The organism is Psychrobacillus glaciei (assembly GCF_008973485.1).
GTDB lineage: Bacteria > Bacillota > Bacilli > Bacillales_A > Planococcaceae > Psychrobacillus > Psychrobacillus glaciei.
Genome location: NZ_CP031223.1, coordinates 3,192,810 through 3,216,841, shown reverse-complemented (window position 1 = coordinate 3,216,841; position 24,032 = coordinate 3,192,810). Strand labels below are relative to the sequence as shown.

The window sequence follows — 24,032 nt, the reverse complement described above, 5'->3', positions numbered from 1 at the left end:
AGAGATGTCATCAAAACTGAGGGGGAGTCGTTAACTCAGGATAAGTTCGGAGGAAACCTGTTTACTGTCCGTTCGGTGACCGGTATAAAGGCGGCGTGAACTTAATACAGGCTTTTGTGTGGAACGTGGGAACCTACGACATGGATGCTAAGGGAGAAATTTCAAGTGGAAGCCCCACAAGAATCAGAGTACCAATGCCATGTATAGGGGCGGAATAACTCGTAGTAGCAATGAAATCTCCTAACGGAGATGGAGCAAAGGGGTTATATTATTCAGTTTTATAAACAAGTCAACCAACAAACTGGGAGGAACTTATGCATAAAAAAAAGCCGTATGTTATATCCAAAAACGTAGTATATGAAGCTTTTCTAAGAGTTAAAGCAAACAAAGGGTCAGCAGGAATTGATGAGCAATCCATAGCAGAGTTTGAAGAAAATCTCAAAGATAACCTGTATAAAATATGGAACCGAATGTCATCTGGCAGTTATTTTCCTCCAGCTGTTAAAGCTGTAGAAATACCCAAGAAAGCTGGGGGTACAAGGACACTTGGAATTCCAACTGTGTCGGATAGAATTGCACAAATGACAGTGAAATTATATTTTGAACCTTCGGTAGAGCCATTCTTTCATGAAGATTCCTATGGATACAGACCGAAGAAAAGTGCCATTCAAGCGTTAGAGATCACTCGGAAAAGATGTTGGAAGTACAATTGGGTACTTGAATTCGATATTAAAGGTTTATTCGATAATATAGACCATGATTTATTAATGAGAGCGGTAGAAAAGCATACAAAAGTCGAGTGGATAAAGGTATACATCAAAAGATGGTTAAGAGCCCCGTTTCAAACGAAAGAAGGAATAATAGAACGTATCTCTGGCACACCGCAAGGTGGGGTCATAAGTCCGGTATTAGCAAATTTATTTCTTCACTATACGTTTGATAAATGGATGGCAATCAATCATCCTAACAATCCATTTGCTAGATATGCAGATGACGCAGTCATCCACTGTCAGACAGAGGAAGAAGCGAAGAAGTTACTTGAATCTCTAAACGAGAGAATGAATATATGTAAGCTCGAACTTCATCCAACTAAAACCAAAATTATTTATTGCAAGGATGCAGATAGAAAAGAAGAGCATGAAAATATATCGTTTGATTTTCTAGGGTATACGTTCAGACCGAGACTGTCGAAAAACAGGTGGGGAAAACACTTTGTGAATTTCACTCCCGCTATCAGTAATAAATCCAAGAAATCAATCCGACAAAAAGTAAGAGGTTGGAAACTGCAATTGAAGGCAAATAAGGAACTCTTTGACTTATCGATGATGTTTAACTCAGCTATTCAAGGATGGATTAATTACTATGGGAAGTTCTACAAATCCGAAATGTATGCTAGTTTAAGGCATATTAATAAAGCCTTAATCATGTGGGCAAGAAAGAAATATAAAAGACTTGCTCGTCATAAGAAAAATGCGGAACGTTTTATGGGTAGGATTGCTATTCAGAATCCTAAGCTCTTTAAACATTGGGAACTAGGTATTAAGCCTACGGCTGAATAATGGGAGCCGGATGAATTGAGAGGTTCACGTCCGGTTCTGAGAGGGGCTACTGGGGAGGTTCCAGTGGTCTACTTGCCTTGTTTGTTGCTTCCAATATGAGAGCGAAGCTCAGGAATTCTTTCAATCATTGAAGCTGAGATTACAGAAGTTTAACTTAGAAATAGCGGAGGATAAAACCAAAATTATTCCCTTCGGGAAATTTGCGGAGAAAGATGCAAAACTAAAGGGAAATGGAAAACCTGACACCTTTGATTTCCTAGGTTTTACACACTACTGTGGAAAGAGTAAATCTGGACACTTTCGTGTGAAACGGAAATCAAGCAGGAAAAAGCTACAAGGTAAACTAAAGGAATCAAAGGAATGGATAAAGAAGAACCGAAATAATGATATTCATATGATAATGGATAGATTTAAACGCTCGCTTGTAGGTTATTACAACTACTATTGCATCACGGATAACACCCCAAGTGTTCACCAATTTAAAGACAAAATCCAGTATTTACTGTTTAAATGGCTCAACAGAAGAAGTCAAAGAAAATCCTTTACTTGGGATAAATTCAATCTCTTTCTTCATAAATATCCGTTACCCTCACCAAGAATTAAGGTGAATATATACGACTTAAGAAAAGAGATTAGCTATATTTTGTGAATGATGACTAGGAGGAGCCGTGTGCGTAAATAGCGCAAGCACGGTTCTGTGAGGGGGAGGAACACAATCTACCGCAAGATAGAGAGGTTCCCTTCTACTCGACTAGTTTAAGAAGAATATTGCGTAAATTATCATTATTTGAAATGATTGTTATTGAACTTAAGAAGGCGGGAGTTATTATTTTAATTTTATTTGGTATCTTAATTTCTTTTATTACCATTATATTATTCTTAATTTTATGTGCTAATATAATAATTTCTTTCATTAAAAAGAAACTTTTTCCAAAAAAGATGCTGATTGTAACGTTATCTGGGGTTGTTTTAGTATCTTCAATCTATATATATGAAATGTACTTTTTTACATTTAGTGAAATTGATAAAGAATATACTCAAAACGGACCTGGACCTGTAACATCACCCACAGAAAAATATACTGCTAACGCTTTTTATGAACCATATGGTGGTGCGGCTGGAGGAGTTAATGTATGGGTTGAAATCACATACAATAATGAGGGGAATAAAGTTAAAACTGTTTATTATGGGGATGCAAAAAGTAATTTTTCTATGGAATGGATGGATGAAGATACCCTGTATATTTTAAATGACGAACCTGAGTATCCAAATTCAAATAGAAGTATCGAATTAGAAATTGGTAAAGAGATTTATCACGAAAATGGTTTGGCTTGTAAAAGTTTGTTAATGAAAGACGACTATGAGACTTGCTACCAAAACTAATATCTCTTATTGCACTAACGGGTGCTTTACTTCAAGAAGGAGTAAAGCCTTTTTTCTTATTGAACGAAAGAAGCAGTTTAGTGAAAGAGTCCAGTTTGGTCTTTGTTCAGCAATCGGGCGATTATCTGGAAGACTTGAATTCGAGATAATGTTAAAATATATAATGTAAAGTCATGTCTATTAACGGGGGTGATTTATTGTTTCAAGGAAAGAAAACGAAAGTGCTCATATGGATAATATTAATACAATTTTTCCTACAAGCTTCATTACTATTTATTACAGTAAACCTATATACAAATTACATTAATACTAAGAACTCAATAGAAAAGATTATTAATTTCTTTCACGATAGAATAAGAGCATTATACATATTTTTTGAGGAGCAAATTATAAACTGTGTGAATTTTTATATAGATTTGGAGAAGATATTCACTAATAGAGAATTGGCATTAGGTTTCTGGTTGATCGTGATTATTATTTTTAGCTTATGGAAAATAGATAAAGGTTCTCTAGGGAGTTTTATTAAAAGTATATTTAATAAAAAGATATTAATATTAGTAGTGGTGCTTTTATTATATTTCTTAATGTTAATTTTCATATTAGAATATATAGGTTTTTGGGAAACAAGGTTATGGAAAATTGGATTAATATGGCTTATTTTTGCGGGTATTTCAATATCATTCAGAGCCATTATGAAAGCTAAAAATATTAGTTACTTTGTAGCAATGATTAAGGATAATCTAACAATATTTATACTAATTCAATTTGTAGTTAATTTATATAGTTTATCGTTTATATTGGAAGTCATAATAGTTTTTATCACTTCATTTCTAACTTTAATAAAGGTCATTCTGGAAACTAGGAAAGATTTTCAAGATAAAAATTATAGGATATTAAAAAATGCAATTAACTTCATCCTAGGCATAATTGGATTATTTTTATTAATTTATTCAGCAATAAATTATCTTGATGATTTTCAAAATATAAATTATATAGAAAAATTAAAAGATCTACTTTTACCACCTATTCTTTCTTTGTTATTTATACCATATATGTATTTTTTTGTTTTGTATTCAAACTATGAGGTGCTTTTCATAAGATTGAGTTTTAAAAAAACAATAAATGAAAACATAAGGAAATATTTATATTTCAGAATAATACTATTTTGTAATATAAATATAAGTAAAATTAATAACTTTATACAGGGTAGTAAAATTATGACCACTATGGTTCAAAGTAAAAATGACGTAAGGAGGTTAATAACAAATTACAAGAGTACAAATCAATGATAATAGAAGAAGACGAATATCACTTTAACTGGAATAAGTATATCTTGAATTCAAGTTTCTCCTTCATAGGGCACGATTATCGGAATTGATTACGATTGTTTAATAAGTGTCTCTTTTCTACTTCAACTAACGGGTGCTTTAGCAGAACAAGAGGCTGCCTTTAGGAGTAGCTTTTGCTTATTGAACTAACGCAGCAGTATAGTTTAATAAGAACTTTTATTAGGAGATGGTATTTTGTTCAACTATTCTCGTAAAATATGGGTAGTTTGGTTGGTTATTTTATTCTTAGTAGTAGGTTTTTTATTTTATTTATATTTTGAGGAAGGAAAATCTTATAAAAGTAGTTCAATGTTTTTTAAAATTGAAAAGAAAGAACATTATATTGAACCAGGAAAATATATGAAGATGTGGGTTATAGGCTCTAATGCTAATGATAACAGTCCAAATAAAGAGAGATATAAGGTAATGATTGAGGACTCAAGAATATATAATTTGTTAGAGGAAGGTAACGAATACTTTGTAAGTATTCAAGGTGTAAAAAAGTGGAATCAATCAGAATATATATATACTTTTGGTCAATTAGGTTTGGTTGATGGAACACAATTGCGTGGAGAAGGAAAAATTGATTAATTAACTAACGGATGCTTTAGTAAAAAAAGTGGATGCCAGTAAGGGTAGCTTTTCTTATTGAACTAACGTGGAAGTTTAGTTTAAGAAAGAATTTGTTCATTTATAAAAAAACAGTAGGAATTTTATGGCGAAAATTTTATATATTTCTAATTAAAGGGGGTGGGCTCATTGAGTAAAAATGCGAAATTACTTTATTGTATATTGGGAAGTATTGTACTAGCCTTATTAAATAGTCCTATGCTTAGTTACGCTAAACTCGGAATTTTCACAGGCGGTTATGGAGGAAATATATTTGGAGAATTGTTATTTCTAATTGCAAATATATTATCTTTGATTGGGTTTATATTTTTAATATTATTTTCTCTTATCTTAATAATAAATAATATAAATTTAAAAGAAAAATAAATAGTTTGAAATCGAATCTTCAACTAAAGTGTGCTTTACTTCAAGAAGGAGTGAAGCTTTTTTTCTTATTGAACTAACGCAGAAGGTTACTTCAATAAAGTTAAACGTATTTATAGAGTAGTAATGAGTGCAAATATTAGAGGCCTTGATTGGAAGGAGTATAGTATGAATGATTTTGATAAATTTAAGATGAACATCTTTGAAACCTACTCATTTCCCCGCTTGGTACGAACTCAAAGTTTAGAATTCTTCTTTATTCGTGGAGTGAATGAAGCTCGAAATTTTTTTGAATACTGGGACGGAAGGTTGATCGAAGTATTGGGATACCTTGTTATTTATACGGATGTTCAAACAAATGAACAAACGAATTTAATATATTTAATTGAAGATGATAATAAAAATTTTCAAGAAATTATACGTTACACTAAAAATTTTGCAAGTGAAATGTGTACGACGTTTACACCTTTAGATATGATGAGTTTTACAATTCAAAAGACCACGGTTTATCAAAGAGGATTGGATAAACAGGAAATAGTTGATTTTATTAAAAAAATTGTTAAACAGGATATCCCAAAGTTATTTTTAGATGAAATATTCTAAGATAAAAGTATTTGAAAAATTCATATGACTATAGCTTTTCTAATTCAACTAACAGGTGCTTTAGTTAAATATGAACATCATTCCGATGGTTTATTTTTACGTCCAAAACATCAAGGGGATTTCAGTGATACAATGTGAAATGTTAGAATTAAACTAACGCGTCAGGTTAGTACAAAGAATAAATAATAAGATAGAGGGGATTAAGTGATAATAAAATTTTTGTTTGGAATTTTTTTATCATTTCGCTATTAGCTTTGTTTTACAAATTTCAAGTACATCCAGAGGAAAGAACTTTATTTCCAGAAGAAGAAATTATTCGTACAAATATTGAGCAAATACAAGTTATAAATATTACCTCTAATGACAACAAAGTGATTGATGAGATGGATAATATAGAAATGTTTTCTACTTATTTGAGAGGAATAAATTCCGATAAAATCGATATTGATGAGAACGCTGATGATGAACAACCTGTTTATCATATTTATATTGTCAATACTGGACGTCATTCTAATCCACCAATTTCTGTCTATAAAGATTCGATTGTATATCAAGGCAAGAAGCGATATATGTCAACTGAGGAATCATCATCGTTATTTCAACTAATATATGAAATTCGAAAATAACTCATACGTATATCTTCTTCAGCTAACGGGTGCTTTACTTCAATAAGGAGTAAAGCCTTTTTTACTAACGGTGCAGTTTAGTTGTAGAAAGGGAGAGAATAAAATGAAAAAAATACTGAAATACACAATAATCGGCATTACTTCTTTTTTTCTGGTTCTTTTGGTATTTTCGAACTTATTGAGATGGGCAAAGCAAGGAGCGTTTTTAAAATACGATAATGGTGTGACAATTGAAGTTTATAATTCAAGTAAACAAGTAATAACGGATTTAAACTTCTATTTTTCTTTTAGTGGTTATCATGTATATCAGGATTTAGGTACTATCAATCAATTAAAACCCGGAGAAAAAACGAGTCGATATAGTCATCAAATAAAAGACACAGGTAATGATAGAAGTTTATACTTACAGTATCCAATTAACAAAACTGAGGCAGAAGTTGAGAGTCTAGCTTATTTACCTTCTTATAAACCAAGTAAAGTAGTAGTTATTTTAGAAATAACCGGAATTGATAATAAAGGGAAACTTTTATTTAAGGTAAGAGGGTATGAAAATGTTTTTGGTCAATATGAATTTGATTTGACTTCCGATAGAGAGTGATTGCATAAATGGTACTGAAGAGTACTTATTCAACTAACGAGTGCTTTAGTTTAACTCATGGGTTGCAAATGCATCTCTTTATTTCTTGTTGAACTAATGTCACAGGGTGAAACAATTGTGATTATTAACCGTAGAATAATAATATAAGTATTCTGCATTGAATGGGCGGTAATGTTATTGTGTTTGGTATTGAACCGATAGTCTGGCTTAAGTTGATCTTCGTGATAGTAATTTTTTTAATATTGTTTATTATTTTTGGTTCATTTATAAGAAGGTGGTTGAAAGTTGAAAAGAAGAAGCGTTTTTCACATAACCATGTGAATGACAAACACCAAAAAATTGATTGGACGATTAGAATAATTTTCATCGCTTTTATAATATTGGGATCTTTTATTAATGTCACTCGAGATTATACAGAACGAATTTGGTTCTTAGAGCCATGGTATTTATTATTCGGTTTAACTATATTGTCCGAGGCAGTTCGAGCATTAATGGAATGGAAATATTCGGATAATAAAAACGCATATATTTTTACTTTAAGTCAGTTAGTATTTGGCATGATATTAGCAATTTCAATATTAAGAACTAACTTTTTTGGTATGTTTTAACGAACTTTGTTCTTCAACTAACGGAGTGCTTTACTTCAATAAGGAGTAGAGTCTTTTTTACTAACGCAGCAGGTTAGTTGAATTGTGTTGTTTAACTTGTGTTCAACAATCGGGCCATTTTGTTGAGGATAAATTAGAAAGAAAAAATGAAGGTGGGATGAAATATGTTCGATGCTGGTTGGCTTAACATCGGCAGTTTGGTACTTGGATTAGTAGCTTGGATAATTCCTATTATTAATCTTGCGGTAGGTAAAAAACAGATGAATAAGAAATGGATTGCTCTTACCATTATCAGTTTCGGCGCATGCGCTATCGCAATATGTTTACAAATTTTTTATAACCTTTACTTGGTCAACATTAAAGACTGGTCTGCTCTGTCGGAAATGCAGGGTGTAGCTGTTGCTTCAACGGTACTTGTCATTGTTACCATTTTATTAAATGCACTTACGTTGTTTTTATATCGGGATAGGGGCAATTGTTGAATAAGCCTCACTTTTCTTATTCAACTAACGGAGTGCATTAGTTGAAGAATCTGCGTTGCTAAGGCTACTCTTTTTTCTTATTGAACTACCATGAAAATTAATTTCTTCAAGAAAAGAAAAATGACAATACTTAAGAAGACCCCTGCTTAATCGTAAAAAAAAGAGGAGAGCGGATATTAATAAGTCTATTGATTTCGGTGGACTACTAGTATTGACTCCTCTAACCATTTTCATTCTCTGTGGTGAAGCGCGGGTTTGTGCGCTTCATGGATGGCTAACGGTGTGCTTTACTTCAATAAGGAGTAAAGCTTTTTTTACTAACACAGCAGGTTAGTTGAACAAGTTACCAGGTAAACTTTTGAAACGAATGCACTTTATCTTTGTCTAATTTATAAAAAGAAAAAGGGATGATATTGAAAAAACTTAGTTTAATTGTGTCTTTAATACTTTTATCAATAGGGCTATTGGGCTGTCAACAAAACAATAACGAGAAGGTTGATAACGAACCGTCTGATAACGAACCATTAGATACAAAAGCCGAGGTCATAGAAGAAGATTTTGTATATCGACTTGTGACAGAAAAAGCTGAATACGGTAAGAATGAACCTATAAAAGTTTATGCTGAATTAGAATATACAGGCGGAAAAGGAGAAATTGAAATTTTTCATTCAGCTTCGCCATTCTCTTTTCCAATGGTTGAGACTACGAGAAATTATGAAATAGGATACGGTATGGATGAACCATTATTAAGGACTAAACTAATAAAAGGGGAACCACTCCGTGCAGAATATAGGGGAAGTGGCGGGTACGATTCGGAGGATAAAAAAGAATATATAGATTTTATAAGGAAAATAATGAATAAGAAATTTCCAGAAGGACGTTATGTTGTAAATGGCATTGCAAACTTTTATATTATAGCCAGCGAGGAAACTGAACAAGAGAAAAAATATAATATAAAAGCACAGGTTGAATTTAGGGTTAAAAATAGTAATTAGAAAAAAGAGTTTTCACTAACGGGTGCTTTAGTAATAAATGAAAAGAAAAATACTATGAGCTTGGAGATACGTTTCCCAGCTCATTTTTATGTGCATTTTTATTTTCTATGAAATAACATGTATAATCTTGTCACTTAGAATGTGAAGTTCCTCAGCATTACCTTATCTGTGGTTTCCAAAGTTCCGTGAACACTCGCAAAGATAAGATGAGGGCGAAGGACAAACTACCGTCACAAGAATACCGAAAAAAATGGATGGAGAAGTGACACAGTCACATCCCCATCCATAAAAAGTCCCCGTTAATAGTGTAGCCAAAACTTTTTTTGCGACGAGTAACCGCAGGAGCAAATGTTTCGTCCAAAACACTCGGGAAATGGAGGAGACGAGATGCACTTAAAGGGTGCTTTCGCTTTTCTTGTTACACCGTTATTTTACTTTGTTCATTCAACAAAGCTTTTTCTAAAAACTTAGCTAGCTCAAGCATACCATATTTTCCAGCTTTGGCTTCTGCATCCGCATTGTAGTTTGTATTCGTATTTACATCATACGTATATACTGTACCGTTTGCATCTGATATAAATTCAATCCCTGCGACAGCAATTTTATTCGTTTCCAGGAATGCTTCATATCTACCGATTTGTTCTACATTAATGGCTTGAATAATTTCAAACTTTGGTTTTTCTTCTTTTTCTTCACCCACTGGGCAAAATAAGTCATCTATTTGGCAGGCATCCGCAGGACATAATTCAAATCCATTCGATGTATCTACTCGAACTGCATAGACGAACTTTCCACCAATAAATTCCGCTCTTGTAATAAAGGACTCAGGGGATTGTATATATTCTTGGATGAGTGTGATCCCATCGACTGGGTGCTCATAGGTTTTACTATCTAAGTAGTTTTCAAGAGCTTCAATTGAATGAAATAATTGTACTCCTAATCCCTTGCCTGCACGATTATGCTTCGTTATGAATGAAGACACACCGATTTTTTTAGCCGCTCGCACTATTTGATCCCGACCAACCGCACCAATTGTTTTCGGTGTACGAATACCTGCCTTTTCTAATGCAAGTTGTTGATTAATTTTGCTAATTTCCAACTGCAATGCCTTTGTACCATTAAAAATAGTTTTACCGTGAAACTCTAGCCAAGTAAGAATGCCAGCAGTTAATTCAGGTGCATATCGATGATTACGTGTATGAGAGGATGCACTCATTCGACTGTAAAAAACTCCTTCTGGTGGTTCAGAAGTTAAATCTACTATTCCTTCATCTAGATGCCAAAGTTCATAGGGAAGGTTCAATTCTTCCAATCGATTAGTTAGATGTACAGTCCATTCATCATTTTCATGTATTACATATATTTTTGACATATTAATTGACCCCTTGCTTATTTAGTTTTAATTGTTCAACTAGTGGCATTACTTGCTCGGAGAAACGTTTCATTTCGGTATGTTGTGGTGAAAATTGTAAAATTAATAAATCGACCCCTGCTTCTTCAAATTCGATAATTTTTTTAGCAATTTGTTCAGGTGTTCCAATTAAATTTGGACGTAGCCCACGATTAGAAACCGAGTAATCTTGCAGTTGGATGTCTACATTTAAATGTGACTTGCTTACAAAGTCTTTATAGCCTGCATAGCCAGCTGATCCTTCTGTTACATTAGTAATTCGTGCAAGTTCCTCTTGCACTTCTTTTTCTGTATCTCTGCAAATAATGTAAGCTGCCATCCCGAAATTTTTTAAAGGTTCTTTTTCTAAATTTTGACGTCGATGCTTCATATCTGCAATCTTTTCCGCAATTTCTTCTATTGTCCCACCGTGCATAACATAGGAATCGCATGTGTTTGCGATTGTTTGTTTTCCTGTTTCACTTTCGCCACCCGCATATAACGAGATATGTTTGTTTCGAACTGGTTTAGGCTCTAAATAGGTATTCTCGTAATCATAGAAGTTACCTTTGAATGAATATGGAGTTTCTGTCCATAAACCCTTTAATACGGAAATAAACTCTTCCGTACGAGCATAGCGCTCATCATGGGCAGTGAAGATGCCTCCATATTGTCTTGCTTCTTCTTCCCACCATGCAGATACAACATTTAGTGACAAACGTCCCCCACTAATATGATCGATATTAGTGGCGGTTTTGGCTAACAATGCAGGGTTGTGAAAACCAGGGCGAATCGCTGTTAATATTTCTAGCTTATTTGTAACTGCTGCAATAGCAGCTGCAGTTGACCACGCATCTAAAGAAGGAGCATCTATTCCTTTAATATCATTTAAGTTTAGTTCCGCGATTAATGTTAGGTCGTATCCCCATTGCTCCGCATTTTGAGCCAACTCTTTTACATATTCAAATGAAACGGGCATTGTCTCATTTTCTACATTTCGTAACCATCCACCGAAAATCGGTAACCAAAAACCATATCTCATGTAAGAATGCTCCTCACTTTTCATATATTCAGAAATATTTAATTAAAAGTAATCCTACCACAATACTATGTTTTAGACAATAGAATATGAAATTTATGTATTTAGTATTCCCAAACGTGGACAAACAAGAATGAAAATGAATATTAAAGATATTAAACGTTAATAAAAAAGAACAAACATGAAATAATATGAATGTAATGGGAGGGAAATTGGAAAAACCCTTACAAACATGAAAATGGAATAACAATTTAGAAAAAGGGGATGAATAAATGTTTTCCGAAGAAAGACGTGAACAGATTTTAGAGAAATTGAAAAAAGAAGGTCGTTTGTTAGCGAAAGAATTAGCAAACGAATACAATCTTTCCCTTGATTCCATTCGTCGTGATTTATCGATAATGGAAGAACAAGGATTACTTAAAAGAACACATGGAGGGGCAATTCCCATTCCGAATGTTCGGACGATGCCCATTCCTCCCTCTATGAGGTACGGAGATGTTATGGAGTATCAAAATGCAATTGCTAAGGAGGCAGTGACCTATATTAATGAAGGGCAAACTGTATTTATTGGTGGAGCGGCAATTCATTATGTTCTGCTGAAGTATTTGCCTAGACACATAGAATTCACTGTCATTACGAATGCGGTTGAAGTAGCGTACTATTTGCGGGAAGTGGAAAATATCCAACTATATTTGATTGGTGGAGCAGTGAAAAGCTCTGGGAATATAACGGATGCATTGGCTAATGAATTTGCATGCCAATTCACGATAGATTTATGTTTTGCAACTGCAGGCGGTCTATCACTAAAGGGCTTGAGCACAGCGACGCCTGAAGTTTCCATTTTCCATAAAACCGTTTATGACAACTCTAAAAAAGTAATAGGCCTTATTGAACACTCAAAGTTTGGGATAGATCTCTTTAGCAGAATGTATCCGCTTCAAAAGCTCGATAAGATTATTACAGATGAAGAGACCACCAAGGATAATGTTGATAGTATTAGAGCTCAAGGAATTGAAGTAATTGTAGCTGGTATAAATGAGTCACTTTCATAAAAAGTAATCGCTTATCTCATGGAATAGTGAGATAAGCGTTTTTAGTCGTATCGCTTATAGCGCAATTTCAAGATTGCTTAACGCAAATTAATCTAGTTATAGCACAATTTCAAAGTCGATTAACGCAAATTAATCTGGGCATAACGCAAATAAAGCAGAAAAGCCAACTAGAAATGAAATTAATCTAGCTGGCATTTTTCAATAATTAAAGGGTATTACATTGATCACATTGGTTTCCATAGCATTCATGCTGCTCTTCTATAGTCTCACCGCATGTAGCGCATTTTTTTTCAGGCAGGTTACGGAAAAATTCAATTACGTTTTCTAACATAGTTGTTCCACCTCCATCTGTTATATAACTGTTTAAATTATATGAATTGTAATAGAACACAAGAACATTTGTCAACATATTGTTTGGACTTTCGGTTAAAATAAAATAAAGGAGAGATGAAGATGTATTTTATTGATAATAAAGGAATCACTGACCCACGTATTAACCTTGCTATTGAAGAATATGCATTAAAAACAATGGATGTAGAAAAAGACTCTTTTCTACTGTTTTACATAAATGAACCTTCTATTATTATTGGAAGAAACCAAAATACGATAGAAGAAATTAATACAGAATTTGTGGAAAAGAACGGGATTATTCCTGTACGTAGACTTTCTGGTGGTGGCGCTGTGTATCATGATCTAGGAAATCTTAACTTTAGTTTCTTAACAAAAGATGATGGAGATAGCTTTCGCAATTTTAAAAAGTTCACACAACCAGTGGTGGATGCACTTCAGAAAATGGGTGTAGATGCAGAGTTATCTGGGCGAAATGACATTTTAGCAGAAGGGAAAAAAATCTCTGGGAATGCTCAGTTTTCAACTAAAGGTAGAATGTTTAGCCATGGAACGTTAATGTTCGATACAGAAATTGATGCGGTCGTTTCTGCTTTAAAAGTAAGCAAAGAAAAAATTGAATCAAAAGGAATAAAATCAATCAGAAGCCGTGTGACAAACATTGCTGACCTATTAAAAGAACCAATGACAATTGAACAATTTCGATCTGAAATTTTGTCTTCCATATTCGGTGGTGCAGAAAATATCCAATATTGGGAGCTAACAGAAAAAGATTGGGAGAATATCCACAAACTTTCGGAAGAACGCTATCAACAATGGGATTGGAATTACGGAAAATCACCTAAGTTTAATATGAAGCATTCTCATCGTTTCCCTACAGGCGGGATAGATGTACGATTAGAAGTGAATAAAGGGATTATGGAAGAAGTGAAGATTTATGGTGACTTCTTTGGTGTTGGTGATATGGAAGAAGTAGAAGAATTATTGACAGGAAAGCCTTACAGTAAACAAGCAATTGAAGAAGCACTTGAAAATATTGATGTACCAAAGTATTTTGGCGGTATTTCATTGGAAGATTTAGTTCAACTTATTTACTAAACTTATTGAGCTGGTAAATGAATGCCGATGTGTATTTCATTATTTATGGAAGAGTCTAACATATTAACGTATGTTGGGCTCTTTTTTGATATGATAGAGAGAGACTGTTTGGCGAGGAGGATCCATATGATGATACATCGTATTTTAGTTGTGGAAGATGATCGGAAAATTGCTGCATTACTTGCAGAAACATTACGTAAATATCATTATGAAGTGCATACTATACAAAACTTCGATTCCATTTTAGAGGAATTTGAAGTGTTTGACCCTCATTTAATATTATTAGATGTAAATTTACCATCGTATGATGGCTATTATTGGTGCCGCCAGCTCCGTCAATTTACAACGTGTCCTATTATATTTGTTTCCGCACGATCAGGAGAAATGGACCAAGTTTTTGCTTTAGAAAATGGCGGTGATGACTTTATAACGAAACCTTTTCATTATGAAATCGTCCTTGCAAAAATACGAAGCCATTTAAGAAGAACATATGGCGAATATGCTGCAAAACAAGAAGAACGAATTGTGAAGGTAGGAAAACTTCAATTATTTCTAGAGAGAATGGAACTGCATATAGCAACAGAGGAAATACCACTACAAAAGAAAGAATGTACAATATTAGAGCTGCTTATGCGAAATTATCCGAAGCTTGTTACAAGAGAGCAGTTATTAGAAGAATTATGGGATGACCAGTCATTCGTGGATGAAAATACACTCAATGTAAATATGACGCGTGTTCGGAAAAAGCTCGCAGATTATGATGTCATGTCAACGATTGAAACGGTTCGAGGAGCGGGCTATCGATTGATCCTAAGTTCGGAGGAATCTTAATATGTTCCGATTGTTTATACGAGAACATGTAATCTTTCTTATCTTTCAATTTTTATTAGTATTATTTATCATGCTCTTGTATTGGTTAGATGGGTTTCGAAACTTAGATACAGCAATATATTCAATTGTTATTAGTAGTATATTAACGATTACTTTTTTAGGAACGTTGTTTGTAAAGAAATATTCTTTTTATAAAAAGATTCTTTCCGTTCCAACCAAAATTGAAGTGGTTTTGCAGCGTGAAGCTCAATCTCCGGAAATTAAACAGGTGGAAATGTACTTGCAACATATTTACAGGCTTTATCAGAAAGAAGTGCAATTACTATATGCAACGCAAAATAGACATCTACAATTTATGAATAGCTGGGTTCATCAAATGAAAACACCTATTTCCGTACTAGAGCTGATGGTACAAAACGAGCATCAAATCGATTCTATGAGTGTATCCGAAGAAACGGATCGTTTAAAAAGGGGACTAGATGCTGTTTTAATGAATGCAAGATTAGATACATTTGAAGAGGATATGCATATAGAACAAGTGGACTTAAAGCAACTAGTTAGCAAAGTCGTGACGGAAAACAAACGTTTATTTATAGGACATCATGTGTTTCCATTTATATCAATCGATGATAATTGTATTATTACATCGGATACAAAATGGCTTCAATTTGTCATCGCGCAGTTTTTAACAAATGCTGTTAAGTATACATTTGAGGAAAATAAAAAAGTTTACTTTGAGACGAAAATAATGGATGAAAATGTCATCTTTTCTGTTCGAGATGAAGGAATTGGTATTCCTACATCGGATATAAAAAGGGTAACAAAAGCATTCTTCACGGGAGAAAATGGTCGAAAAACAGGTGAATCTACAGGTATGGGATTATATTTAGCACAAGAAATTTGCAATCGTCTTGGACATGAAATGACGATTACTACTAAAGTTGGTGAAGGAACGACTGTCTCAATCGTGTTTAAACAGCAAGAACAAGAAGAACGGAGCGAGCAAGATGTCGATATTAACACTAGAAGAAGTGACGAAAGTATATGAGGGAAAAGTAGCTCATCTTGCCATTAATCAAATAAGCTTTGAAGTTGAAAAAGGAGAATTCCTTGCAGTAATGGGCCCTTCTGGCAGTGGAAAAACAACATTGCTAAATATTATTTCCACTATTGATATACCTACATCAGGAGATATAACGATTAATGGAACAAATCCTTTACAACTTACCGTAAATGATTTGTCACTCTTTAGAAGAAGGCAGCTTGGTTTTGTGTTTCAAGATTTCAATTTACTTCCAGCCTTAACAGTGGAGGAAAACATGGTTTTGCCATTAACGCTTGATGGGCAGCCTGTAGAAATGATGAAACTGAGAGTAAAAGAATTGGCAGCTCAACTTGACTTAACTTCTATTTTGGATAAAAGGCCAACCGAAATTTCAGGGGGACAGGCACAAAGAACAGCCATAGGTCGTGCATTAATACATGAACCAACTATTATCCTTGCAGATGAGCCGACTGGAAATTTAGATTCAAAATCAGCAAAAGACGTATTAGAAATATTATCACAGGTGAATAAAAAGAATCAGACAACAATTATTATGGTCACACATGATCCAGTTGCAGCCAGTTACTGCGATCGAGTGCTTTTTATAAAAGATGGTGAATACTTTAACGAAATTTATAAAGATGATCGAAGACAAACATTTTTTCAACGCATTTTAAATGTTTTGTCTTTATTAGGTGGAAATGTAAATGACCTTTCGACAATTCGCTTATCATAATGTAATTCGGAATAGTCGCGTATATGCAGCATTTTTTATGGCGAGTATTTTTTCTGTAATGGTATTTTTTTTGTATTCGATGTTGATGTTCCATCCCAACATTGAGGACAAATTTTTAAGAGATATTGCCTTTGGTGGAATGCTTATTGCAGAGATTATACTAATCATTTTTACATTGTTTTTTTTGTTTTATTCGATGAGTGCTTTTTTACAAGCTAGATCTAAAGAGTTTGGCTTATTACTCAATTTAGGGATGGAAAAAAATCAGTTAAATCGCCTGATTTTTTTAGAAACGATGATATTAGGCGCTATCTCTATTACTGTCGGTATTTTTTGGGGATTTTCGTTTTCTAAATTTTTCTTTATGGTCATTCGAGAATTATTTTTACTAGACAGCCTCCCTCTATATTTGTCTTGGAAGCCATTTGCATTAACGATTATTGTTTTCTTATCATTGTTTGTTATCATTTCTATTAGCAGTGTAGTGTTCATTCGAAAAAAAGAAATCATTCAATTATTAAAAGGTTATTGGAATTTGAATGAACAAGACGAATATGTAAAGTGGAAAGCAATATTAGGTATAGTTTTACTACTAACTTCCTACAGTTTAGTTATACTTTCTCTATTAAAGATGTCTTTATGGCTTACTTTTATTATTATAATTTTAGCTGTGAGTGGTACATACTTATTTTTTACAGATAGTATGTTGTATATCATCATTCTAATTCGTAAAAAGAAAAGCTTGTATTGGCATCCATTTCGTTTAATTGCGTTTGCGGAAGGGTCTATTAAAATACGTGAAAATGCCCGCATGTTTTTCGTTGTAACAATTGTATCTACGATTGCTTTTTTGTCTGTAGGGGTAGTTACCTCCTTTACATCGTTTACGGCGCAATATCGTGAATTAAATCCAGTGAGTATTTTTTACGCTAGTGATTGGGATAATCCTTTTGAAGAAAAACATATTATGCAAATAGCGCAAGGATTACAAAGTGAAAACTTATCCTATGAACTTGTAAAATTTAATGTCAAAAAACAAACTTCGTCCAATACACATGAACAAGTAAACCTAATTAAAGAATCTGAAGTGAATAGTTTAGCACTTGCACTGAAGTTCCCACTAGTTGATTTGAAGCAAGGTGATGCGTTATTAGTACCGAATACGCAAGAGGATTTTGGAAATCTTACTCAACAAGAGGAACAAACGGTTCTAGAAGAGAGCAGTGTACCACTCCATTTGATAGGGGAATATAAGCAATATATTTTTCCATCTTTAGTTATTGAGCATAGAACAATTATTATTAGTGATGAAGACTTTGTACTAATAACAGAGCCGCTTTTTGGGCATGGACTTAAGGAATCGTACAAAACTTTTTACGCATTTCATGTACCTGAATGGCTTAGAACAAAAGATATAGGAACGGACATAGATAAAATAATGGTCGAGTCGATTGGAACAACCAACATAAATCCCACTCCATTTTACTTTGTTAATCCAGGTTTAAATTATTCCATCATTCGCTCTACGTTTTCTTTATTGTTATTCACGGGATTACTTGTAGCGGCAGTTCTTCTACTAGCAGCTGGAAGTTTTGTTTATTTTAAATTGTACACTGACTTGGAGCGAGATAAGAAGCAATACGATGTTCTTCGCCGAATGGGTGTAACTGAGCAAGAGCTTGTGAAGATTGTCAATCGTCAATTGATACCACAATTCTTTTTGCCATGGGGGCTTGCCATGGTGCATAGTACTTTTTCATTCATTTACTTGCAAGCAGTTTGGGTTGACTTAGCGGCGGTCTCCATCGCTAAAGAGATGTTATTTGTTTTGATTGCTTTCACGGTTATTCAAGTTTCTTATTTCTATTTAATCCGCTGGAGGTATTTAGCGCATATTAAAGCATCATGATTTTCATGGTGCTTTATTTTATATAAAATAATTTCTCTAATCATTGAATAGTCTAAACTTTTTTTATATAATGAATTAATAGATAATGAATGAGTATTCATTCAAGCTGAGATGGGAGACGAGAATATGAGTTTAGTTTCACATGTTCAACAAATTGCTACGCAGTATCCAGAAAAAGTTGCCTATCATTTTATGGGAAGAGATACTACTTATGCAGAATTTCAACAAAGTGTCGAACGATTTGCAAGCGCACTTCAATTACTTGGAATTGAAAAGGGAGATAATGTAGGGTTTCTATTAGGTAACTCTCCACACTTCCTCATTTCTTTGTATGCAACTATGCGTATCGGGGCAACCGCAGTTCCGATTAACCCCATTTATACGTCAGAGGAAATTAGCTATATTGTAAAGAATAGTGATGCAAAAGCGATTATTGCATTAGACGCATTACTGCCATTAGTTGAAAAGGGAGAGGATATATTTACAACTGTCGAAAACTATATCATTTGTGAAACACAACCAGATACAGCAGATAAATTAAAAGCATTACCTGATTCTTTAAAAGGTAAAGTGAAATCGTTTACATTGTTAATAAGTAACAGTTCACCAAATGCTGAACCAGTAGAAGTTTTAGACGATGACAACGCAGTAATTTTGTATACTTCCGGGACAACTGGTCAACCAAAAGGTGCGATGCTTACATATAAAAATGTCTATTCGAATGCTCGCGATGTTGCGGAGTATCTGAGTTTCAAACCGGAGGATCGAATCATTGCGACACTTCCAGTGTTTCATGTTTTTGCACTTACGGTTGTTGTAAATGCTCCATTGTTAATGGGTGCAACGATTTTATTAGTTCCTAGATTTAACCTACAGGATGTATTCACTATAGCAAAAGAATGCAAAGCCACTGTATTTGCGGGTGTTCCCACCATGTATAATTTTTTATATCAATTCCCAGAAGGAAAAGTGGAAGATTTTTCGACGATACGTTTAGCGATTTCTGGAGGTTCTTCTTTACCTGTAGCGTTACTGCATAATTTTGAAGATAAATTCAACGTTCGCGTTTCAGAGGGCTATGGATTATCCGAGGCATCCCCTGTAACTTGTTTCAATCCAATTGACCGTGATCGCAAACCAGGATCGATTGGGACTAACATTGTGAACGTTGAAAATAAAGTAGTGAATGAGCTAGGCGAAGAAGTTCCGGTAGGAGAAGTTGGGGAGTTAATAGTGAGAGGCCCTAATGTTATGAAGGGGTATTATAAAATGCCAGAGGAAACGGAAAATACGATCCGGGACGGTTGGCTATATACTGGGGACCTTGCAAGACAAGATGAAGAAGGATATTTCTATATTGTCGACCGCAAGAAAGATATGATTATTGTTGGAGGATATAATGTATATCCGCGTGAAGTAGAGGAAGTTTTATTTGAACATCCAGGCATTATAGAAGCTGCTGTAGTTGGTGTTCCAGATCCAACGTTTGGAGAATCAGTATTAGCATTCGTAGTGAAAAAAGACCAATCACTCACAAAAGAGCAACTTCATGATTACTGCGTTGAAAAATTAGCAAAATATAAACTTCCTAAACAATTCGAGTTTTTAGAAGAACTACCTAAAAACACGACAGGTAAAATATTACGTCGGTCATTAAAAGAACAAACTATTTAATAGAATAGTAGGCTACTCCCAAAAAAAGGAGTAGTTTTTTTATGTAGTAAGCAGGGAAATGATTTCGAATGTCGAAATAAAACAAAGAAGGATATTGAAAGTGAGGATATATTTATGACAAAGAGAAAATTAGAGGTAAACGATTTATTTGAACTGCATTCTATTGCAAGCCCTGTACTAGCACCTAATGGAAAAGAAGCAGTATTTATTCGAACACAAATGAATGAAAAGGATAATAAATACTATGCATATTTATATCATTTAAATATGGAAACAGAAGAAATTACTCAGTGGACATATAAGAAAGAACGCGTATCTTCTCCTCAGTGGTCGAATGATGGAAGATATATCGCTTTTCTATCTAATCGAGAAGAGAAGAGTCAAATCTATATTCTTCCAGCAAGTGGTGGAGAAGCGAAGAAAGTAACTGATTTAGAACATGGGGTTTCTAGTTTTCTTTGGTCCCCTTGTGGAACAAAAATTTGGTTTTCTGCTACTTTAAAAGAAGGAAGAAAGTGGACAGATGAACCGGAAAAAGAAGAAAAGAAATTGCCAGAAGCATATGTTGTAGACAAAATGAAATACCATGCAGATGGAGCAGGTCTTTTACCTAAAGATATGTATAACCATATTGGATGCATTACGTTAGATTCAGAAGAAATTATTCAATTTACAGAAGGCAACTTTAACTATAATTTACAAGCCGTTTCTCATGATGGAAAGAAACTTATAATTGGTGTGAATCGTGAAGAGAAGCAAGATTTTTCATTCCGCCAACCCATGTATCTTGTAGATGCAGAAACGAAGGAAGAAACTGAAATAATAAATGAAGATGGCTACTTTGGTGGCGCTTCTTTTTCGAAGGATGATCAGTATATTGCATTTGTTGGAATGCAACGAACTTTTCAAAACGCGACGCATTCAGAGGTCTATGTATATGAAGTGAACTCAGGGAATCGTCATGTATTAACAGAAGGACTTGATGCGCCTGTTGGTGATCTTTCTGTAGCAGACTTTCAACAAGGGGCAAGTGCGCCAGATGTCGTATGGACAGCTGATAACCATTTATATTTCCAAGTATCGACTATGGGGGATGTTCGCCTTTATTTCGCTTCATTAGAAGGTGAATTATATCCAGCTACTGGAGAAGATGAACATGTCTATGGATATGATGTTGATGCATCTGGTACGTACGCACTTCTGACAATAAGCAACCCAATATTTCCCGGGGAATTATTTAAGCAGAATTTGACGACTGGTGAAAGAAATGTACTTACACAGTTTAATAAAGACCTTGTAAATGATACTGAACTTGTCGAACCAGAAGTTATTGTATATAAAGGTGCTGATGAATGGGATGTGCATGGCTGGTTGATGAAGCCTGCAGGATATGAGGAAGGGAAAAAGTATCCTTTTGTAGTTGAAATACATGGAGGGCCACATGCTATGTACGGAAATACATTTTTCCATGAACTTCAGTTATTAGCTGCAAAAGGATATGGCGTTTTATATGTGAATCCACGTGGAAGTCATGGCTATAGTCAAGCATTTGTTGACGGTGTTCGCGGAGATTATGGTGGCGGAGATTATGAGGATATAATGGCAGGTCTAGATTATGTGTTAAAAGAAAACGACTGGATTGATGAAACTCGACTTGGTGTAACTGGAGGAAGTTACGGTGGATTTATGACGAACTGGATTGTTGGGCATACGAATCGTTTTAAAGCTGCTGTAACACAGCGATCTATATCCAACTGGGTTAGTTTTTACGGAGTATCCGATATTGGGTATTATTTTACTCCGTGGCAAATTGGAGCGGACATGACCGATATTAACAAGCTTTGGGATGCATCACCATTAAAATATGCTTCCAATGTGGAAACACCTTTACTTATTCTGCATAGCGAAAATGATTACCGTTGTCCAATTGAACAAGGACAACAGCTATACATTACATTAAAAGCAATGGGAAAAGAAACAAGCTTCGTCCGTTTCCCTCAAGCAGACCACAATTTATCACGTACTGGTTTACCAAATTTACGATTGACTCGATTAGAGCAAATTACTGGATGGTTTGAGAAATACATTTAAGAGTATAGAAAAGCCCTTCATTTCTAATGTGAAATGAAGGGCTTTTCTGGGTGGATCGGATGATGAACTCCAATAATCGGATGATCAACTGGAAAATGGTGATTTGGTGCGTCATAATTTTATGTTTATAGGCTACTTTATTACGAATTTACGGTTAGTTTGCGTACCATTTATTAATAGTTATCGCTTATCGAACCCATTTTTAAAATAGACAAACACTAATCCAATAATCCATATTGGTCCCACGATTAACGCAATTCGTGTTTCTGGAAAGTATGCCATGAGACCGAGCACTAATATTAAGAAGGCGAGTGCTACATACGACCCTAATGGATAGAATAATGCTTTATAAGTTAATCTCGAAACTTCACCTTTTGAAAGTTTTTTGCGAAATTTTAATTGAGACAATAAAATAATTCCCCATGTCCAGACAGCGCCGAATGTTGAGATACTTGTAACCCATATAAATACTTTTTCTGGAACTAGATAGTTCAAGATCACTCCTACTAGTAATAATGCCGCTGAGAACATGATTGCTTTAGAAGGAACGCCAGTACTACTAATTTTCTTGAAAGAAGCAGAAGCTTGCTTTTGTTCAGCTAAATTAAATAACATACGACCCGTACTGAAGATCCCACTATTGCAGCTAGATAATGCTGCCGTTAATACAACAAAGTTAATGATACCAGCAGCTGGTCCAATTCCAATTTTCTCAAACATTAAGACGAATGGACTTCCATTATTACCAATCTCGTTCCATGGATAAATAGACATAATAACGAATAATGCACCTACATAAAATAATAAGATTCTCCAAAAAACAGTATCAATCGCACGAGGAATGACCGTTTTTGGATTTTTTGCCTCTCCTGCTGTTACACCAATCATTTCAACGCCTAAATAAGCGAACATCACCATTTGTAAGGACATTAAAATACCTTTGATACCATTAGGAGCAAAACCACCATGCGACCATAAATTACTAATACCAACAGCAACTCCGCCATTGCCAATTCCAAAAATGATGACACCTAGACCAACAAAAATCATAGCTAAAATGGCAACAATTTTAATAAGAGCAAACCAAAACTCAAACTCTCCATATGCTTTCACCGCGATTAAATTCACCATTGTCATAATGACAAGTGCGGCTAATGCCCAAATCCAGCTTGGAGTGCCTGGATACCACATTTTCATATAAACGCCGACTGCTGTAATCTCTGCCATACAAGTAACTACCCATAAAAACCAGTAATTCCAACCTGTAATATACCCAGCAAGAGGACCTAAATAATCTTTTGCGTATCTACTGAATGAGCCTGCAACTGGATTGTGCACAGCCATCTCTCCAAGTGCACGCATGATAATTAGAATAGCAAAGCCACCAATTATGTATGAAATAAGAATTGCAGGTCCTGCTAGTCTAATAGCTGTAGCGGAACCTAAAAATAAACCGACCCCAATAGCTGCACCTAAAGACATTAAGGTGATATGTCTTTGTTCCAACCCACGTTGTAATTGCTGATTTCCACCCAATGTTTGTGTCACTCCTTATTATTATGTTATACAACAATCTACCACAATTAAGTATATGAAGGGAACAGTCTATATTATCGATATTGTGATAAAATTAGGTAAATACGA

Annotated in this window: 24 protein-coding genes; 20 read left to right on the top strand and 4 right to left on the bottom strand. The window is 34.4% G+C overall.

All coding sequences use genetic code 11. The features are described from left to right. Window positions 1–314: 314 nt before the first annotated feature. The 12 genes from ltrA to PB01_RS15125 all read left to right on the top strand — a co-directional run bounded on the left by ltrA (window position 315) and on the right by PB01_RS15125 (window position 9,175). Window positions 315–1,559 carry a group II intron reverse transcriptase/maturase gene (gene ltrA, locus PB01_RS15180; protein WP_151700975.1) on the top strand — a complete coding sequence of 415 codons (1,245 nt, stop codon included), beginning with the start codon at window positions 315–317 and terminating at the stop codon, window positions 1,557–1,559. A 127-nt stretch (window positions 1,560–1,686) separates the two neighbouring features. Next, window positions 1,687–2,208 (top strand): group II intron maturase-specific domain-containing protein, encoded by a 522-nt coding sequence (locus tag PB01_RS15175; RefSeq protein ID WP_225986057.1) that lies wholly within the window; start codon window positions 1,687–1,689, stop codon window positions 2,206–2,208. Window positions 2,209–2,327: 119 nt separating this feature from the next. Continuing rightward, on the top strand, window positions 2,328–2,942 hold the full coding sequence (locus PB01_RS15170) for a DUF5412 family protein (protein WP_225986056.1): 615 nt from the start codon (window positions 2,328–2,330) through the stop codon (window positions 2,940–2,942). 197 nt (window positions 2,943–3,139) lie between these two features. Beyond that, a complete protein-coding gene (locus tag PB01_RS15165) occupies window positions 3,140–4,231 on the top strand; it encodes a hypothetical protein (RefSeq protein ID WP_151700974.1) in 1,092 nt (363 codons plus the stop codon). A 234-nt stretch (window positions 4,232–4,465) separates the two neighbouring features. Further along, a complete protein-coding gene (locus PB01_RS15160) occupies window positions 4,466–4,861 on the top strand; it encodes a hypothetical protein (protein WP_151700973.1) in 396 nt (131 codons plus the stop codon). 168 nt (window positions 4,862–5,029) lie between these two features. Further along, window positions 5,030–5,266: a hypothetical protein gene (locus PB01_RS15155; RefSeq protein ID WP_151700972.1), complete on the top strand. Its 237-nt coding sequence runs from the start codon at window positions 5,030–5,032 to the stop codon at window positions 5,264–5,266. 165 nt (window positions 5,267–5,431) lie between these two features. Continuing rightward, entirely contained in the window at window positions 5,432–5,866 is a 435-nt protein-coding gene (locus PB01_RS15150) for a hypothetical protein (RefSeq protein WP_151700971.1), read from the top strand. Between the two features lie 254 nt (window positions 5,867–6,120). Continuing rightward, on the top strand, window positions 6,121–6,492 hold the full coding sequence (locus PB01_RS15145) for a hypothetical protein (RefSeq protein ID WP_151700970.1): 372 nt from the start codon (window positions 6,121–6,123) through the stop codon (window positions 6,490–6,492). Between the two features lie 103 nt (window positions 6,493–6,595). Continuing rightward, window positions 6,596–7,090 (top strand): hypothetical protein, encoded by a 495-nt coding sequence (locus PB01_RS15140; RefSeq protein WP_151700969.1) that lies wholly within the window; start codon window positions 6,596–6,598, stop codon window positions 7,088–7,090. A 161-nt stretch (window positions 7,091–7,251) separates the two neighbouring features. Continuing rightward, entirely contained in the window at window positions 7,252–7,698 is a 447-nt protein-coding gene (locus tag PB01_RS15135; RefSeq protein WP_151700968.1) for a DUF4181 domain-containing protein, read from the top strand. A 164-nt stretch (window positions 7,699–7,862) separates the two neighbouring features. Next, a complete protein-coding gene (locus PB01_RS15130; protein WP_151700967.1) occupies window positions 7,863–8,180 on the top strand; it encodes a hypothetical protein in 318 nt (105 codons plus the stop codon). Window positions 8,181–8,593: 413 nt separating this feature from the next. Beyond that, window positions 8,594–9,175, top strand: coding sequence for a hypothetical protein (locus tag PB01_RS15125; RefSeq protein ID WP_192797369.1), 582 nt, complete (start codon window positions 8,594–8,596; stop codon window positions 9,173–9,175). 418 nt (window positions 9,176–9,593) lie between these two features. On the opposite strand, the gene PB01_RS15120 is transcribed toward PB01_RS15125, so the two are convergent. Beyond that, entirely contained in the window at window positions 9,594–10,547 is a 954-nt protein-coding gene (locus PB01_RS15120) for an ATP-grasp domain-containing protein (RefSeq protein ID WP_151700966.1), read from the bottom strand. A gap of 1 nt (window position 10,548) precedes the next feature. Beyond that, on the bottom strand, window positions 10,549–11,607 hold the full coding sequence (locus PB01_RS15115; RefSeq protein WP_151700965.1) for an LLM class flavin-dependent oxidoreductase: 1,059 nt from the start codon (window positions 11,605–11,607) through the stop codon (window positions 10,549–10,551). Window positions 11,608–11,876: 269 nt separating this feature from the next. Between PB01_RS15115 and PB01_RS15110 the strand changes: the two genes are divergently transcribed. Continuing rightward, a complete protein-coding gene (locus PB01_RS15110) occupies window positions 11,877–12,656 on the top strand; it encodes a DeoR/GlpR family DNA-binding transcription regulator (RefSeq protein WP_151700964.1) in 780 nt (259 codons plus the stop codon). Between the two features lie 205 nt (window positions 12,657–12,861). On the opposite strand, the gene yhfH is transcribed toward PB01_RS15110, so the two are convergent. Further along, window positions 12,862–12,987 carry a protein YhfH gene (gene yhfH, locus PB01_RS15105; protein WP_151700963.1) on the bottom strand — a complete coding sequence of 42 codons (126 nt, stop codon included), beginning with the start codon at window positions 12,985–12,987 and terminating at the stop codon, window positions 12,862–12,864. 122 nt (window positions 12,988–13,109) lie between these two features. Between yhfH and PB01_RS15100 the strand changes: the two genes are divergently transcribed. The 7 genes from PB01_RS15100 to PB01_RS15070 all read left to right on the top strand — a co-directional run bounded on the left by PB01_RS15100 (window position 13,110) and on the right by PB01_RS15070 (window position 22,388). Next, window positions 13,110–14,102: a lipoate--protein ligase gene (locus PB01_RS15100; RefSeq protein WP_151700962.1), complete on the top strand. Its 993-nt coding sequence runs from the start codon at window positions 13,110–13,112 to the stop codon at window positions 14,100–14,102. A 126-nt stretch (window positions 14,103–14,228) separates the two neighbouring features. Further along, the gene (locus PB01_RS15095; protein WP_151700961.1) at window positions 14,229–14,933 is read left to right on the top strand and encodes a response regulator transcription factor; all 705 of its coding nucleotides are present in this window, start codon (window positions 14,229–14,231) and stop codon (window positions 14,931–14,933) included. 1 nt (window position 14,934) lies between these two features. Next, window positions 14,935–15,981 carry a sensor histidine kinase gene (locus tag PB01_RS15090; protein WP_151700960.1) on the top strand — a complete coding sequence of 349 codons (1,047 nt, stop codon included), beginning with the start codon at window positions 14,935–14,937 and terminating at the stop codon, window positions 15,979–15,981. After that, on the top strand, window positions 15,941–16,714 hold the full coding sequence (locus PB01_RS15085; RefSeq protein ID WP_151700959.1) for an ABC transporter ATP-binding protein: 774 nt from the start codon (window positions 15,941–15,943) through the stop codon (window positions 16,712–16,714). Before PB01_RS15090 ends, PB01_RS15085 begins: the two co-directional genes overlap by 41 nt. After that, entirely contained in the window at window positions 16,686–18,623 is a 1,938-nt protein-coding gene (locus PB01_RS15080) for an FtsX-like permease family protein (protein WP_151700958.1), read from the top strand. Before PB01_RS15085 ends, PB01_RS15080 begins: the two co-directional genes overlap by 29 nt. A gap of 126 nt (window positions 18,624–18,749) precedes the next feature. Next, on the top strand, window positions 18,750–20,297 hold the full coding sequence (locus tag PB01_RS15075) for a fatty acid--CoA ligase family protein (RefSeq protein ID WP_151700957.1): 1,548 nt from the start codon (window positions 18,750–18,752) through the stop codon (window positions 20,295–20,297). 114 nt (window positions 20,298–20,411) lie between these two features. Further along, window positions 20,412–22,388, top strand: a complete 1,977-nt coding sequence (locus PB01_RS15070; RefSeq protein ID WP_151700956.1) for a S9 family peptidase — start codon at window positions 20,412–20,414, stop codon at window positions 22,386–22,388. Between the two features lie 180 nt (window positions 22,389–22,568). Here the strand turns inward: PB01_RS15070 and PB01_RS15065 are convergent, their stop codons facing one another. Continuing rightward, a complete protein-coding gene (locus tag PB01_RS15065; protein ID WP_151702075.1) occupies window positions 22,569–23,924 on the bottom strand; it encodes an amino acid permease in 1,356 nt (451 codons plus the stop codon). Window positions 23,925–24,032 lie beyond the last annotated feature (108 nt).